The sequence below is a fragment of the Streptomyces sp. NPDC104831 genome (assembly GCF_055583025.1).
The window spans coordinates 1-14,789 of sequence record NZ_JBVJOT010000037.1 but is presented as its reverse complement, the minus strand read 5'-3'; the positions used below and the strand labels follow the sequence as shown (position 1 = coordinate 14,789).

Genomic DNA, 14,789 nt, shown 5'->3' with positions numbered 1-14,789 from the left:
ACCGCGACGAATCCCGACACCACCTGCCACAGCACCGCTTCACGCCCGCTCTCCTGAGCGGGGGCCGGTCCATCCCCCGTGCTCAGCCCGCTCCGGGAACCCGCGCCCACCCCCGGTACTCCGCCGCCTCAACCCCGCCGTCCTCAAGGCCCCGGCGGCGGACCCACGACGTACCCCCGGCCGCCCCGCTCCGCCGCCGCCTCCACAGCCGCGCCACGACCTCCTGCTCCGGCTCCCCGAGCACCGGGTCGGCGGGCAGCACGACCCGCACCGGCCTGGTCCCGTCACCGGAGGATGTGGTCACGATCCCACGGTCGGCAATGCCGCTGCCGGCTGACGGACGTCACCGCTCGGGCAGCTTGCGGCGAAGCCCGTCCATCGCCTTCCGCACGTCGGCAAGCTGGTCGCCCAGCACCCGCTTACGCCGGTCCACGCGCTCCATCCGGGCCGCGGCCGTCAGCGACGCGAACGTCTGCGCCAGCTGTGCCGCGCCCGCCTCCGCGTCCTGACTGCCGCATGCGGCCCTTTGCCGACGGCGACGGAAAATGGGCCACCGTCGTCTCCTTCCCCGTGCCGTCGACGAAGCGTTCGCAGTCGGCGACACCACCCGCGACACTGCCAAGGCCGCCGCCTGCGTCATCAAGACCGTGGAGGGCAACACCCAGGTGCGTATCGACTGATCGCCGACTTCCGCGGCTTCACCGGCATGGACCGGCCGCATCGGCCCACCGACTTCGACCTGGTCGGCGTCAACCCTCACAGCCTGGCCGACCGGGCACCGTCACCAACCGGATCTCCTTTTTGACCGCTCCCAGCCATCCGCGTGAACGCGACGTGCCCACCGGCAAGGCCAACGCCGCCTGGCAGCAGCAGCCCAGCAGTTGAGGCTGCTGTCTGTCTCGGGCGGCGGAGCCCGTAGGGTGATGCGCATGGACATGCGGAGGATCGTTGCCGTGCTCGCTGAGGAAGCTGAGCAGCAGATCCAAGACCGGGTGTGGAAGCTGGCGCCGAGCGACCGCGCACTTGCTCTTGAGACCAAGGACGGTCTGCGTGACGCTGTCGGCACGCCGGACGTCCAGGAGATGTTGCCGCAGATCAAGCGGTTGGAGCATCTACGGGAATCGCTTGCCGTTCTGGCCATCTCCCTCGCGCGCACTCACGGCCGCTTGGCCTGGTTTCTCTCCGGCGCCCTCAACGCGCTCGAACCGGTCCTGCGCTGGCGGGCCTTGCCATCTGACCATGGCGCCACCTTCGGCACTGTCCTTCCCAGCCCTGAGCAATACACGGAGGCGGAGGATGCCGTCCGCCGACTCCAGGACGCCCTTGCGCAGATCGCCGCCGAGGCGATTGTCCTGGGCAGCGTTCACCCGGATCAGGAAACGAACGAGGTCTGAGCAACATGCGCGACGGCCCACCACTGAGCGGCGGGCCTCTGTCGTCATGGCCGGGACTGTCATGACCTTCCCGGACGCACCACACCGTCATGGCCTTCGGCGGGTCAGGTCGGGCCTGCCGTGGTGCTGTCCTCCCAGTCGTCGACCGCTGGGCGTAGCTGTTCATGGAGCGGGAGTGCCGGGCCCATCCGCCTTGGTCGGCGATCGGCCACGGCGTCCGCCTCTTCTTGCGGCCGCTCGTGGCCGGGCCGAAGCGGAGGCTGACGTTCAGGTCGAAGGCTCGTGCGTCCCGCCTCCGTCGTGGTGACCAGCTCGGGGGAGGCCGTGCGGACGGTGGCGCAGGAGTGCGGCTGCGCGGGCGGTGAGGGCGAAGCTGCGCCGGACCGTGCTGAGTGGATCGGCACGCTTCGCGTCGCTCATGCCGGGTTCGCTCCAGCCGACCGTCTCGGCAGGAACGACGGCGGCCCGGCCGTTCAGGGCGCCGTTCCTGACATCGGATGAACCCTCGCTATCCGACGCCAGGCGGGAGCGCTCGGAAAGATCGGGAACTCCGGGTCGTGGGGGGACCGGAGCGGGCGGCTGATCGGCCGGGAGGCGCCGGTTCGCTGGTGCTCACCGAAACGGCCTGTGACGCACTTCACTGTTTGGCGAAATCGCCGAATGACAATTCTCTCCTTGACGACAGAGGACCCACGCTCCGCATGGAGGTGGGTCCTCATTGCTGTCCGGGACCCGTCGGACCTCTCAAGGGGCGTAGGGCCCCGTATCCGCAGGGCCCTGGTTGGGGCCCGTCCGCCGGGATCTTGGCGGGTCGAGGCGACGGGCCCCCCGAGCCGAAAAGGCCCGTCATGACGGTACACATCGAAGGTGTTCGCCTCACGATCCTCGTGATCGCCTGTGTCGTGGGCTACGGCCTCTACCGCCGCTCGCGGACACAGACGGCGCCCGGCAACGCGGGCGAGGCGATCATGGTCGCCGCCGCCGTGGTGACCGCACTGGTGCTGATCTTCACCGGCGCCGACGGAGAAGCCAGCGACCGCGACATGCCTACTGAGCGGCACTCCTCCACCAGCCCGTCGCCCGCACCCTCTGCCGCTCCTTCGGGAGCCCCGGCCCCGTGATGGGCTCAACGTCGCTACCGTGGAGGCGGCCGCCCTCGCGTCGGCCCGACGCCGAGCCGGACCGCCCACGCCGGGACGGCGACGAGGACAAGGGGCCGAGCCTCGTGCGACGTCAGACCGCCCCCAAGTGCCCCTCGTGGTCCATCGACGCCACTGCGGCCGATGCGTGGATTCCGCAGCCGGGAGAGCGATCGGTCACGTCCACCGACGAGCACACCAAGCGCGCCGCCCGCGACCTCGCGACGCGAGAGGGCATCTCGTACACCGCCGCCCGCAGCCGCCTCACGGCCGGGCCGGTCGGCCAGGAGCACCGGGAGCAGCGGCCGCCGGTCGCCGTCATGACGATCACCTCGCCGTGCCCGAGGGGCGACGGCTCGGGCCACGGCGGGCACCGCGTGCCGGCTGTGGAGGCCGGCCGCCGCGACACGATTGGTGAGCTCGGACGTGCGCCCCACCGCCGAAGTCCCCGGCGGTTCGGGCGGACCAAGGCATGCGGCGTGACGAGAGGCGAAGGAGTCAACCACCTCCCGGTGGCACCGCCTCCAGGCGGGGGAGGCGAAATGGCTGCTCGCTCTCGTCCTCGTGATGCTCACGGACCGACACCCCGAGTTGCAGCCGGACCGCGCGCGACTGCGGATCGCCGTCGAGGCGGACAACCTGGCAACGGCCGACGCGGTGGAGCCGCCGGCCCGTGCCGCCGCGCGCCTCGTGACGAAGGTGCCGGCAGTTTGGTGGGGCGAGGTGAAACCGCGGATCGGCGCGTATGCGGACGCCGTGCGGAGGGACAACCGGGAGCCGAGGTCGCCAGGAGATCACGGCCGGCGCGTCGCGGGCCGCGAGTCCTACTCCACGACGATTGGGCCGCGAGCTGGGTGTACGCGTGAATGAGGCGGCTCGTCTGGCTTGGCTTGTAGCAAGGAGCTGGACGACAGCCTGGTGCCGAGCCCGTCCACGCCGAAGGGCGAGCGTGCGGAGGGCCCGGTTCGGTACGCGACGCCGACGGTGGCGCACGCGGTGGAACTGGGTCACGGGCTCACCGTTGCCGGCGTCGAGCAGGTCGTCGCCGAGAACGCGGCCTGCTCCACGACTCTGTTCCTGGTGTCCTGGCCGCCTCCCTGCGCCGGCGCTCACCCTGGCCAGTGGCGAGCGGTCCCCGGCTGTGCACCGCCCACCGCATGATCTGGCAGAGCGCAGCTCCGCCGCGTACCGGAGACGCTGCTTGTGCAACTTCGCCCTGACCTGTCGAAGTCGTACCTCGTCTTGAGGAAGTTGATCTAAAACCTCCCGGCTGGGTCCGCGCTCGCTAGGGTGTCATGTACGCGTTCGAATCATGCGTCTGACCTTGTGATTGCGCCTCACACCGTGTCAGGCGCCAAAGAAGTCAAGTTTGGCCGACGAGCATGCGTAGCCGAAACCTGACGCATGTTCCAGCGCCACTGACATCTCTATGCCAGGAGAAAAATGAGACCCGTTCGAATACGCCATCGGATCAGCGCGCTGGCCGTCGCGGTGCTGGCCGTCGCGGGTTACACCGTCCTGGCACCGCCCAAGGCGGCGGTTGCCGTGTCCGGCACTACCGATCACGTCATCTTCTGGAACAAGGTCCTTCTCGACGCATACCGGCAGACCCGCAATACCGGGCCCGGGCCCTTGGCGCACGCGGGAGCTGTGATGCACACGGCGATCTGGGATGCGGTGAACTCCGTCCTGCCCGCCGCCGACCGTCGGTTCCGTCCGTACCTGACCGTGGTGTCCGCTCCCGGTACCGCGTCAGTTGAGGCGGCCATCGATCAAGCCGCGCATGACACTCTGACCGGGCTCTTCCCCGACTTCAACCCCGGCCACGACTTCACCGCTGACTTCCGCCAAGCCCTCGCCACGGCACGAGCCACCATCCCGGCCTCCGTCACCGAGACCGCCCTCGGCCAGGGAGCCGCTGTTGGAAGCGAGGTGGCCCGGGTCGCGGTGGAGAGCCGGCCGAATACCACATCCGCTTGGGACTCGTCCTACACCCTGGACAATGTGCCTGGCGCCTGGCGGCCCACAGATTCGGGGCAGTCGGCCCCGGTCAACCCCAACTGGGGCCGACTCACTCCGTTTGCCATGACCTCCGGAGCACAGTTTCGCCCCCAGACTCCCGCGCAGGCCACCTCCTATGCGGCACTGCTGAGCGACTCCGCGTACGCCACGCAGGTCAACGAGGTCAAATCCCTGGGCTCGGCCACCTCAACCACTCGCACCGCCGATCAGACCAGACAGGCGTTCTTCTGGGCCAACGACGTAGACGGTACCTACAAACCGCCTGGGCAGCTGTTCGACATCACCCAGACAGTGGCCCTGCAGAAGGGGCTGACCCAGACGGAGAACGCCAGGCTGTTCGCCTTGGTCGCGGTGGCCCTGGCCGACGCTTCGATCGTTGCCTGGGACGCCAAGTACACGAGCAACATCGACTTGTGGCGCCCGCAGAGCGCGATCCGGCTCGCGGATCCGAGCACCAGCCCGGCGATCACGCCGGACCCGAATTGGGAGCCCTTGTCCGTCAACCGCGCGGGCCAGCGCTTCAGCCCGCCCTTTCCCGCCTACATCTCAGGACATGCCACCTTCAGCGCCGCCTGGGCCGGGGTGATGCGCGGCATCTTCGGTGACCAGGTCACCTTCACCGCCACCACCGACGACCCTCAAGCGGTAGGGGCCACCCGCACCTTCACCACCTTCACCGCCGCAGCCAGAGAAAACGCCCTGAGCCGCATCTACCTCGGCGTGCACTACCGCTGGGACGCCGACGCCGGAATAGCGGCAGGCAACTCCCTGGGCGCCTACGTCCGCGGCAACGTCCTCACCCCGACACCTGCCTACGTTCCCGGCACCGGATGGACCTTCGCGGGAATCGCCGACTACGACGGTGACGGCTACCCGGACACCATCGCCCGGGAGGACGCGAGCGGAAAACTCTACCTCTTCCCCGGTGCCGGAGACGGCTACAGCAGCCGGGCGCGCGTCGAGATTGGTGCTGGTTGGCAGGACTTCACGTTCGTGGGTGTTGCGGATTACACCGGTGACGGGAAGCCGGATGTCGTTGCCCGTAACAACGGGAATGGCAATCTGTATGTGTATCCCGGCGCTGGTGGTACTGGCCAGGTTGGTGCGGGTCGTGAGATTGGTGCTGGTTGGCAGGACTTCACGTTCGTGGGTGTTGCGGATTACACCGGTGACGGGAAACCGGATGTCGTTGCCCGTAACAACGGGAATGGCAATCTGTATGTGTATCCCGGCGCTGGTGGTACCGGCCAGGTTGGTGCGGGTCGTGAGATTGGTGCTGGTTGGCAGGACTTCACGTTCGTGGGTGTTGCGGATTACACCGGTGACGGGAAACCCGACATCGTTACCCGTAACAACGGGAATGGCAATCTGTACGTGTATCCCGGCACCGGCGGTACCGGCCAGGTCGGCGCTGGCCGCGAGATCGGCAACGGCTGGTGACCTACTGAGCCGGCCCGAGGGCACCATACCGACCAAGAGAGGCTCGCCGTCCGGGGCAGAACGGCCTGCCGGAGGGGGCGGATGCCGCACCGCGGCTGCCGGCCGACGGGTTCACCGACTGCCTGGCGGAGAACGGCGGCGAGGGCCTGATCGCCACGCCGTACGGGTGGCTGATCCGACGTGGCTTGGTGCAGCGTCTGGCGCGAACCGACCGGCGCTGCGATGACGGGATCCGGTCGGACACCGGCGGTGAGTGAGAGAACCGCGGTAACGTGATCTACCTGCGCCGCGCCCGGCGTGCGAGAAGCGCGGCGCAGGTTGACCGGGAACTGCCCGGCCTGCGCGACCGTGAGCGTCGCCGGGTCCTGGAGGACCGGCTGCGCTAGCAGGCCGCACAGCCCGTGAGCCGCATGGTCCGGCTCACCCTCAACGACGTGGCCCACGCTGGAGATCCCGTACGTCCACGCTCGGAGAACCAGCCTCACCCGTCCCCGCACCGGTCGGCTCCATGCTGCTGGAGCACATGGCGAACCGCGGCAACAGGGACATCGCCACCGACCCGGCCTCCCACTGGCTCTTGCCCGGTGGCCGGGCAGGGCAGTCCACCCACCCTGACCACTTGGCCGCGCTCCTCCGTGAAATCGGGGTCCCGTCCGCCGGAAACTCCTTGAACTCCCTGCCCCCGTCGTTGCAGACGCTCTCGGCTACCACGGAAGGACCACTAGCCGTCTCCTCAGGGAGAGCGGTGCGGTCTGGAGCCGATACGCCGCTGGCGATCACGGCCGAGCACCAGCAGCTGGGTTCCTCGGGCGACCGTAGCATTTGCCAGTCGGCGCAGAGCCGTAGCCGTGTACTTCAGGTGCGGTCTCCGAGCCGGAGCCTCAACTGTTGCCCAGGGCGCGGCCCAATAGAGGGAGCAGGCGGTCCCAGTGACGCTTCAGGCCGGAGGCGCTGAAAGCGTCGGTGTCGGACATGGTGAAGCCATGGATGGTGCCGGGGTAGATCTCGGAGGTGTAGCCGACACCTGCGGCATCAAGGGCCTGATTGAGTTCGCCGAGGGCCTCAGGCGTCAAGTCGCTCTCGGCATGGCCGAAGTGCACGTCAGCGGTGAGCTTCGAGAGGCAGTCGGGCCCGTCGGCTCCCACTGGGCCGTGGAATGCGGCGAGGGCGGCCACTTGGCCGGGGTGAGCGGCGGCGGTGCGCGTCGCCAGGAGGCCGCCGATGCAGTACCCGGTCACCGCGACCGGGCCGGCGTCGACCTCGGGCTGAGCGGTGAGGGACCTGAGGTAGGCGTCGGCGTCGCTCAGGACGCGTTCTGTGGTGTGCGCCTCGATCATCGGCATCAGCTGGGCGAAGAGAGCGGGCCGGGCCTCATCTCCGATGTGCTCAGGAAGCTCGATCACCGGAGCCGGACCGTGCCGATAGAAGATGTTGGGGACGAGCACGTAGTACCCGTGCCCGGCCAGTTCGCGGGCCATCTCCCGCAGCGCGGGCCGGATACCGAAGCCGTCCGCGTACATCAGCACCCCCGGGTACCGCCCGCCACCGTCGGGGAAGGTGGCGAATGCGTCGGCCTGGCCGTCCGCGGTGGGAATCTGCAGCTTCTTGATGGGCATGGGATCTCCTGTCGTGGTTGATGTGTCGAGCCTGTGATCAATACGACGGAGGCGGAGCCCGCGCAGCGGCGCAAGAACCTCGATCGAGCAGCGGGCCCGCACCGGCCCGTACGGCGCTCAGAAGAGCACCGGGTCACCCATCCGTGTGCGGCGCGATGCCATCCCGGTAGTCATCCCCACAACATAGTCCACCGCCCCGACCATCCGGTGCGACAACGTGACTGGGAGCGGAACGTAACGGCCGTCACGCTTCGCACTCGCAGGAATGAGTAGTTCTGACAGCTCGACCGCCAGCAGCCGACCGCAGGGCAGGATCTCGTCCGCACAGTTGAAGGGCCTGCGCTGGGCCCCTACTGCGCCCAGGACGTAACCACAGCAGAGTTTCGGCTCTTGTGCCAGGACTACGCCGGCTGACACGCTCACGGATCGTGACCGGCAACGACGCGCTCGCGGCAGCCGGGCCGACCACCCCCTCGGCGGCTGTCGGCCCTGGTGTCGGCGACGTCCCGGGAGCCGTGGGACCGCGACGCGGCCGAATTCGTCGAGGCCGCTCTCGCCGTCGCGCCCGCACAACCGCTCCCGTGGTCCGGTCCGCTGCCGGGCACGTCCGGCTTCGCCGGCGTGCTCGCGTCGTTCGCCGAGCCGGCCGGGCGGCGGCTGCTCGCCGAACTCGGCCCGGACGTCAACCGGTCGGCCGAGCCGAACGGCCTCATACGGGAGTTCACGGCGACCACGGCCGCTGTGTGCGTTGCGCGATGCTGGACGCCCGGGCCCGTCCGGGCCCGAACTTCTCGCTCCCGGGCTGTCGTCCCCGAAGCGGATGCCGGCACGACCTGCCCCAGCCCGGCCACGGGTTCTCGGGGCAGGGGGGCAGTGGACGGGTGCCGCCCGGCGGGCGGTGGCGGCGCCGGTACGCCTTCCGTCGCACAGCGGCCGTGCTGCTCGTCGAAGGCGGCGGCTCAGTACCCGCGCGCGACGGACACGAGGAGGTCGGGTACGTGTCCGTTCGTGAATGCCTGCCAGCAAGACGCGAAGTCCTCCGCCACATCGGCGTCGGTCACGATCCCCGAGCAGTGCGAGGTGACCACGGTGCGCGGAAGTGTCCAGCACGGAGCGTCCGGGCCGGGCGGCTCCTCGTTGAGCACGTCGAGTACCGCCTGCACGACGACACCCTTCTCAAGAGCCTCCGCCAGGGCGGTCAGGTCGAGCGTGCCGCCCCTGCCGACGTTGAGGATGCTCGCCCCGTCCAGGTGTGCGAATGTGCGCTCGTCGAGCAGTCGGTCGGTCGCGGAGGTCAGCGGCAGCGCCCCCACCACCCACCGGGCGCCGGGCAGGAAGGCGTTCACCTCGGACACCGTCACAATCCGGTCGAACCCGTGGACGGTGGACGCTTCTGGGACCGACTGCCGAGGACGCGGGGAACGGGCCACGCCCACGACGCGGATACCGCAGGCGCGCAGCAGTCGGCCGATGGCACGGCCCACGTGTCCGACTCCATAGACGACGGCGAGTCGGCCCGCGACTTCCTCCGTGGACAGCCGGTGCCAGCGGTGGGCCTCGTGCTGCTCGGCATAATCGCGTACCCGTTGACTCTCGGCGAGGATCCAGCCCAGGACGTACTGCGCGATGCGCTCGGGCATGGCGCCCACCGTACGGGTGAGCACGGCGCCGTCGGGCCATGGGCCGCTGCGCAGCACGTCGTCCACGCCCGCCTTCGTGCAGTGGAACCACACCAGGCGGTGCGAATCCCGTATGTGGGCGGGTGGTTCGGGACCCACGTAGACCAGAGGTTTCGTCATCGATGCCGATGTGCTGCTCGGCACAGAGGCGGGGGAACCGGACGCGGTGATATGGAGCGCAGCGGACAGGTCTGCGGAAAGGGACCCGTCCACGAGCAGCGTCACGTCGTGAAGCGCGGGTGGAGCGGGATGAGACGTCGCGGTCGGGGTCACGGGTGGGTCCTCGCATCGGCCGTGGTCGTCAGGGAATGTTGTGCAGTTGACTGATCTTGTGTCGAGTGGGTGTACGCGGGGCATCCGGGCACAGGTGCCGGGGGTGGGCGCCCGAGGCCCGCCCCGGGTCGCGCTGTGATCAAGCCTCCGTCGCCGTCGATGTCGGCCCTTCAATCCCGTAGCGCTCGGCGAGCTCTCGCAATCGGTCGGCGGTTGTTGCGTCGAGCGGCACCCCCGCACGCCGATTGGTCTCCTCGCGCTCCTGCTCAGGGTCGCCGGGGCTGAGGACGGCGACGGACGCGGCGGGCGGCGCCTGGCGTGCTCCGTCGACGAGGTCGCGCAAGCGGTCGCCGAACCTTTCCCTGCCCGCGAAGACCGCCGGGTCCAGGCACAGGAGGAAGTGCGCCACCCGGCGACCGCGTCCGGGTGTGGACTCCTCGATGTGCTCCAGCTCCCAGTCGAGCGGGGCATCCGCCAGCGCGGCCGTCATCAGCGACACGAGCATCCCGAGCCCCTGCCCCTTGTGGCCGGCGCCTAGCGGTGAGAGCGCGACGGCATCCTGAGCGCGGACAGCGGGCCGACCGGCGGAGTCCTTGGCCCAGCTGGGGTCGAGGGGCAGGGCGCGGCGCCCGCGCTCCTTGACCTCCCCCAGGCAGACCTGACTGGTGGCCATGTCCAGGACGAACTCGTGGTGCCCGGACCCGGCCGCGACGCTGATGGGGTTGGTGCCGAGCAGCGGCTCACGGCCGTTGTACGGTGCGACGCGCGCTGACGCCGAGGTCATGCTCCAGCCGATGAAACCTTCGGCGGCCATGCTCCGGGTGTAGACGGAGGCCGCTCCGAAGTGGTTGGACGCGCGGATGACCACCGCGCCGATTCCGGTGGCGGCTGCTTTGTCCGCAGCCAGGCGTGCACCGCGCAGCCCGGCGACCACGCCCAGCGCGTCGTCGGCGTCCAGAAGTGCGGCGGCCGGGGTCTCCCGGACCACCCGCATAGCAGGCTGGGGATTGGCGATCTCGGCCTCCAGATCGGCGAGGTACTGCGGCAGCAACCGCAGTCCGTGGGTCGCGACGCCGCGCAGTGAGGTCACGGTGAGCGCGTCGGCCACGGCCGCGCGGTCTGCCCGGGGCACCGCATACGCGGACAGGGCACGGTCCACCAAGGCATAGGCGGCGTCAGCCGAGATCCGCCACGGCGCGGGTAAGCCCTCGGGCATGTCTGCGCTGGGGGTGTCGTGTCGTGTGGCGAGGGCATCCTCGTCGGACCTGCCGCCCAGTGGAGGTGTTGAGTGTGGTGAGCGGAGTGAGTTCTTCGAATCGGGAGCAGTCATCGTGTGGGTGGTCCCTTTCGTGTCCTGGGGAGGACGCCGTCACCGCGTGCCGCGGCGTCGGCGGGGGAGGGAGCTTGTCGCGGCATGAGCTCAGAGGGGTGCGTGCGGGTGTGCCGGGCGCGTTGCGTGGCCACGACGCCGAGGAGCACGACGGTGCTGCCGGCGAGCTGGGGTACGGTCAGTACCTCGCCGAGCAGGGCGAAGGCGACACCGGCGGCGAACAGCACCTCCGTGGCGGCGAGTTGGCTCGCGACGGCTGGAGCGAGTTGCGCCTGGGCCTTCACCGCAGCGACACAGGCGAGCAGTGTCGACACCACCGCGACCCAGACGAAGAGCTGCCATGCCGGGACGAGCAGTGGTCCGCACGGCACCAGACGACCGAGTCGTTCGAAGGGGAAGGGCGTCACAACGCTGAGCGGAAGCAGCAGGAGGGCTCCCACGGCGAGTCCCCACGCGGTCAGGGACAGCGGATCCGTGTCGCGTAAGCCCCGCTGGGCGATGAGGAACCGCGCGGCGAGTGCCACAGCGGTGCCCAACGCTGCGAGTACGCCGAGCAGATCCAGACTCGGCTCGGCCCAGACCTCGCCCACGAGCAGCAGCCCGACGAAGACGGCGGTCGCGCCGGCCCACACCGAGCCCGGTTGCCGCACCCGCCGTACGCAGCGCAGCCACAAGGCGACGAGGAGCGGCGCGGTGTATTCGAGAGCGACGAAGACGCCGACAGGAACCCGGGAGACGGCGATCCCGAGCAGCGTTTGAAGCAGGGCGAAGGCGACGGCACCCAGGGCTATGATCGACGGCCACTGCCGACGGCTCGGCACAAGACGGTGCGACGGCACCGCGGCCGTCAACGACAGCAGTAGCACCGCGGCAACCACCATGCGAGCCTGTGCGATGTGCACCGCTGAGAATCCCGCTGTGTCAAGGGCTTTGGTGACGGGCCCGGCGGTGGCGAAGCTCCCGGCCGAGAGCACGGCCCAGGCGGTTCCGCGCGTCCGGCCGGGGAGCACCCCGGACCCGGCTGCCGGAGCGGTGCCGTGAGGTTTCACCTGTCCACGGTGGGGAGAGGGGAGCGCGCCGGGGCGAGGACGTCGATGCGCTCGGAGGGCGTCCCGGTGTGAACGGGTGGGGGGAGACGGGAAGGGAGGGCGGCAAGTGCGGGAGAGTGGGCGAAGAAGCGCTGGTCGTGGTCCGAGTGGGGCCTCAGATCGGTCCACCACTGGGCGGTGGGATCGAAGCGCGCGTGAAACGGCAGGCCCACCAGGTCGGCGTCGCGGGCCTGAAGATAGTGCAGGGCGAAGGCGGGGCCGTCAGGCAGCTCCGTCACACCGTCGACAACGATCTTGCCGCCAACGGCCGACATGACCGGGCCCCGTGCTGTGCGGGCGAGCCCGGACACCTGGGTGAGCGCCGCGCGGTAAATCTCATGAGTGCGTGCCAGCGGAAGGCCGAAGTACCGTTGGGCCCCGGTGTCGCGCTCCACGAACATGTAGTACGGATGGATCCCTTGCTCGATTTGGGTGGTCCACAGGTCGGACCAGACGCCGGGAGCATCGTTGACATGGCGGACGACCGGGGCCTGGGAGCGCAGTTGGGCGCCCGTGTCACGCAGCGCGGACAGGGCTCGCCGCGCGAGGTCGGTCTTCAGCTCACGCGGATGTGACTGGTGCAGCATGACGGCGAGCTGCCGTCCGGAGCGGACCACACGCTCGAACAACCGCAGCAGATCCGCCGCGTCCGGTGCGGTGAGGAGGCGCTGCGGCTCGAAGGACAGCGCCTTGGTACCAATACGCAATGTCCGCACGTGTTCATGGCCTTCGGCCAGCAGGGCATCCACGTACCGTTCAAGCAGCGTGGTCCGCATGACCAGAGGGTCGCCGCCGGTGAGCAGCACGTCGCTGATCTCAGGGTGCTGCCGCACATAGGCGGCGAGGCGTTCCGGCCCTTCGTCGGCCATCCGCAGGTCGGCGTCCTTGACGAACTGTGCCCAGCGGAAGCAGTACCCGCAGTAGGAGTGACAGGTCTGTCCCTGCCGGGGGAAGACGAGAACGGTCTGCGGGTACTTGTGCTGGAGGCCGGCGACGGCATCCCCGTCGAGCTGCGGAACGTTGAGAGTCAACTGGCCACCGGGGTGCGGGTTGAGCGCACGCCGGATCTCGGCCACGACGGCGCTGAGCCGTCCGGGTTCGCCGGTGTTCAGGGCCTGTTCGACGGCGCGGAAATGGGCGGGGACGAGCATGTCACGGTGAGGGAAGACCAAGCGGTAGAGAGGGTCGTCCGGGGCAGCTTTCCAGTCGATGAGTTCGTCGATGACATACGAACTGACCTTGAAAGGCAGCACCTTGCTGACCACATCAACCTCGTGTGCCAGTTGGGTGTCTTGGCATCTTTGCCGAACGATGGCAGACAAGTGTCTGCCTGTCAGGGTCCGTTGCCGTCGAGTCGCCGTCCGCGGTTCTGCGGGCATGAGGAATGCGTTCCTTTCACGGGTGCTTTCGTGGTGGGGCGGCCTGATCGACGTTTCGGTCGCTGGCTGGGGCGGAGGTCTTGGTGCCGCCTCCGGGCGGCCCGTGGTGGCTCCGCGCAGACCTTTGAGGGCGGTTTGCCTGGCCTCGCTTCCGGTCCTTCTCCCTGGTGAGTGCCGGTGCCCGTTGGGGTCGTCACGGAGGGTGCCGTTTGGGTGAGGCCGACGCGATTCGCCTCAAGACGGAGCCAGGAACTCCGCCCTGGCCAGGTCGCGGGTCACGTGTCGGCGAGCCAGTAACGCGTCAGATGTCGACGCTCGTCGTGATATTCCGAACGGGCGTGCAGCATGCGCTGGTTGTCCCAGATCAGCACGGCGTCCTCGGGAATGAGTACAGGGCTCCGGTACCGGTCGAAGAGTTCACTCACCTGGTAGGCGAGTTCGTGCCCCTTCTGCCCCAACGGCAGATCGTCCAACGGGGTGTCCGGCCGGAGCGGGGCATGCAGATCGCCGGCGGTCAGCAGGTTGAAACTGAAGCGCAGCAGGAAACGGTCGGGTCCTTGCCGCAGCATCGGTGTGGTGACCTGGGTGGCACTGCCGTCCGGCGCGGCGGGTCCGGGGAAGCTGAGCGGTCGCTCGGTCAGCAGGTCGAGGCTGTCCGCCTGGAGAAGATCCAAAAGGCGCTGCCCGTCCAGGAGGTCGGTGTGGCCGCCGCCGCAGCGCGCCTGGCGATGACAGTAGAGCGCGAGATAGCGCGGGCTCGGGTCCCACCCCGGCGCCTCGGTGTGGGGACGGATTCCGTTACGGCTCTGTGAATAGGCGCGGTCATCGTTTCCGGGACGGTAGACAACCTCGTGCTCAAGCGACCCCGAATACTGTGGCACCAGTTTTCCGATTTCCTGGATCAGGGCGATGGCGTAACGCTGGCCCCCCAGGTCCTCGACCAGTGTTTGGCCCCTTTTTGCTAGCTCGGATCGCACGTGGGACAGGTGCGATTCCGTGACAGTGGGATGAGGCATGGCCGCACCCTAGGACGGTTGAACAGTGAATGATGAGTTCCGTATGTGCACCTCCTGCGGTGGGAAGGTGCAAGGGGAACGAACGAGTCTGACCCTGATGCGTCTTGCTCATGTCTTGTTCAGCGTGATACTGCCGATACCCGAATCTGTTGATTCTGCGGTCAAGTGGTGCCTGCGCCGAGTTGGATGTGGGAGGCGTTTCAACGGCAGGCTGAATCGCTCTCTTCGATACCCGGTCGACAACTCGGAATTGGCTGGATGTGGGCCATGTGATTACTGAGGCGACCTAGCGGCGTGAACATTCCGACAATAGATCTTAGACCGTGTCCTACGTGGTGAGGCGGATGAGTCGCTTGTAGCAGCACAGGGCGGCGGCGAGGCCGAGAAAGGCCAGGTAGTTGCGCGGGTCGCGC

Annotated in this window: 11 protein-coding genes; 4 read left to right on the top strand and 7 right to left on the bottom strand. The window is 68.8% G+C overall.

The features are described from left to right. Window positions 1-343 precede the first annotated feature (343 nt). Window positions 344-760: a hypothetical protein gene (locus tag ACZ63H_RS24185; RefSeq protein ID WP_469868248.1), complete on the bottom strand. Its 417-nt coding sequence runs from the start codon at window positions 758-760 to the stop codon at window positions 344-346. Window positions 761-929: 169 nt separating this feature from the next. On the opposite strand from ACZ63H_RS24185, the gene ACZ63H_RS24180 reads away from it, so the two are divergent. The 4 genes from ACZ63H_RS24180 (at window position 930) to ACZ63H_RS24165 (ending at window position 5,995) form a co-directional block, all read left to right on the top strand. Continuing rightward, complete coding sequence (locus ACZ63H_RS24180) at window positions 930-1,394, top strand: hypothetical protein (protein ID WP_469868247.1); 465 nt, start codon at window positions 930-932, stop codon at window positions 1,392-1,394. An 848-nt stretch (window positions 1,395-2,242) separates the two neighbouring features. After that, complete coding sequence (locus ACZ63H_RS24175) at window positions 2,243-2,515, top strand: hypothetical protein (RefSeq protein ID WP_469868245.1); 273 nt, start codon at window positions 2,243-2,245, stop codon at window positions 2,513-2,515. Window positions 2,516-3,418: 903 nt separating this feature from the next. Continuing rightward, the gene (locus ACZ63H_RS24170; RefSeq protein ID WP_469868243.1) at window positions 3,419-3,694 is read left to right on the top strand and encodes a hypothetical protein; all 276 of its coding nucleotides are present in this window, start codon (window positions 3,419-3,421) and stop codon (window positions 3,692-3,694) included. Window positions 3,695-3,976: 282 nt separating this feature from the next. Then, window positions 3,977-5,995 carry an FG-GAP-like repeat-containing protein gene (locus ACZ63H_RS24165; RefSeq protein ID WP_469868241.1) on the top strand — a complete coding sequence of 673 codons (2,019 nt, stop codon included), beginning with the start codon at window positions 3,977-3,979 and terminating at the stop codon, window positions 5,993-5,995. Window positions 5,996-6,876: 881 nt separating this feature from the next. Here the strand turns inward: ACZ63H_RS24165 and ACZ63H_RS24160 are convergent. The 6 genes from ACZ63H_RS24160 to ACZ63H_RS24135 form a co-directional block, all read right to left on the bottom strand. After that, window positions 6,877-7,611, bottom strand: coding sequence for a dienelactone hydrolase family protein (locus tag ACZ63H_RS24160; RefSeq protein ID WP_469868239.1), 735 nt, complete (start codon window positions 7,609-7,611; stop codon window positions 6,877-6,879). Between the two features lie 959 nt (window positions 7,612-8,570). Then, the gene (locus ACZ63H_RS24155; protein WP_469868237.1) at window positions 8,571-9,410 is read right to left on the bottom strand and encodes an NAD(P)-dependent oxidoreductase; all 840 of its coding nucleotides are present in this window, start codon (window positions 9,408-9,410) and stop codon (window positions 8,571-8,573) included. A gap of 292 nt (window positions 9,411-9,702) precedes the next feature. Then, complete coding sequence (locus ACZ63H_RS24150) at window positions 9,703-10,779, bottom strand: Ldh family oxidoreductase (protein ID WP_469868235.1); 1,077 nt, start codon at window positions 10,777-10,779, stop codon at window positions 9,703-9,705. Between the two features lie 110 nt (window positions 10,780-10,889). After that, window positions 10,890-11,903, bottom strand: coding sequence for a DMT family transporter (locus tag ACZ63H_RS24145; protein ID WP_469868376.1), 1,014 nt, complete (start codon window positions 11,901-11,903; stop codon window positions 10,890-10,892). 35 nt (window positions 11,904-11,938) lie between these two features. After that, the gene (locus ACZ63H_RS24140; RefSeq protein WP_469868233.1) at window positions 11,939-13,246 is read right to left on the bottom strand and encodes a KamA family radical SAM protein; all 1,308 of its coding nucleotides are present in this window, start codon (window positions 13,244-13,246) and stop codon (window positions 11,939-11,941) included. Between the two features lie 389 nt (window positions 13,247-13,635). After that, window positions 13,636-14,376, bottom strand: coding sequence for a TauD/TfdA family dioxygenase (locus tag ACZ63H_RS24135; RefSeq protein WP_469868231.1), 741 nt, complete (start codon window positions 14,374-14,376; stop codon window positions 13,636-13,638). Between the last annotated feature and the right edge of the window lie 413 nt (window positions 14,377-14,789).

What these genes read in the sequence shown, in the direction of transcription:
- ACZ63H_RS24180 (WP_469868247.1), top strand. Translation starts at nt 930, where the DNA reads ATGGACATGCGGAGGATCGTTGCCGTGCTCGCTGAGGAAGCTGAGCAG.
- ACZ63H_RS24175 (WP_469868245.1), top strand. Translation starts at nt 2,243, where the DNA reads ATGACGGTACACATCGAAGGTGTTCGCCTCACGATCCTCGTGATCGCC.
- ACZ63H_RS24165 (WP_469868241.1), top strand. Translation starts at nt 3,977, where the DNA reads ATGAGACCCGTTCGAATACGCCATCGGATCAGCGCGCTGGCCGTCGCG.
- ACZ63H_RS24160 (WP_469868239.1), bottom strand. Translation starts at nt 7,611, where the DNA reads ATGCCCATCAAGAAGCTGCAGATTCCCACCGCGGACGGCCAGGCCGAC.
- ACZ63H_RS24155 (WP_469868237.1), bottom strand. Translation starts at nt 9,410, where the DNA reads ATGACGAAACCTCTGGTCTACGTGGGTCCCGAACCACCCGCCCACATA.
- ACZ63H_RS24150 (WP_469868235.1), bottom strand. Translation starts at nt 10,779, where the DNA reads ATGCCCGAGGGCTTACCCGCGCCGTGGCGGATCTCGGCTGACGCCGCC.
- ACZ63H_RS24135 (WP_469868231.1), bottom strand. Translation starts at nt 14,376, where the DNA reads ATGCCTCATCCCACTGTCACGGAATCGCACCTGTCCCACGTGCGATCC.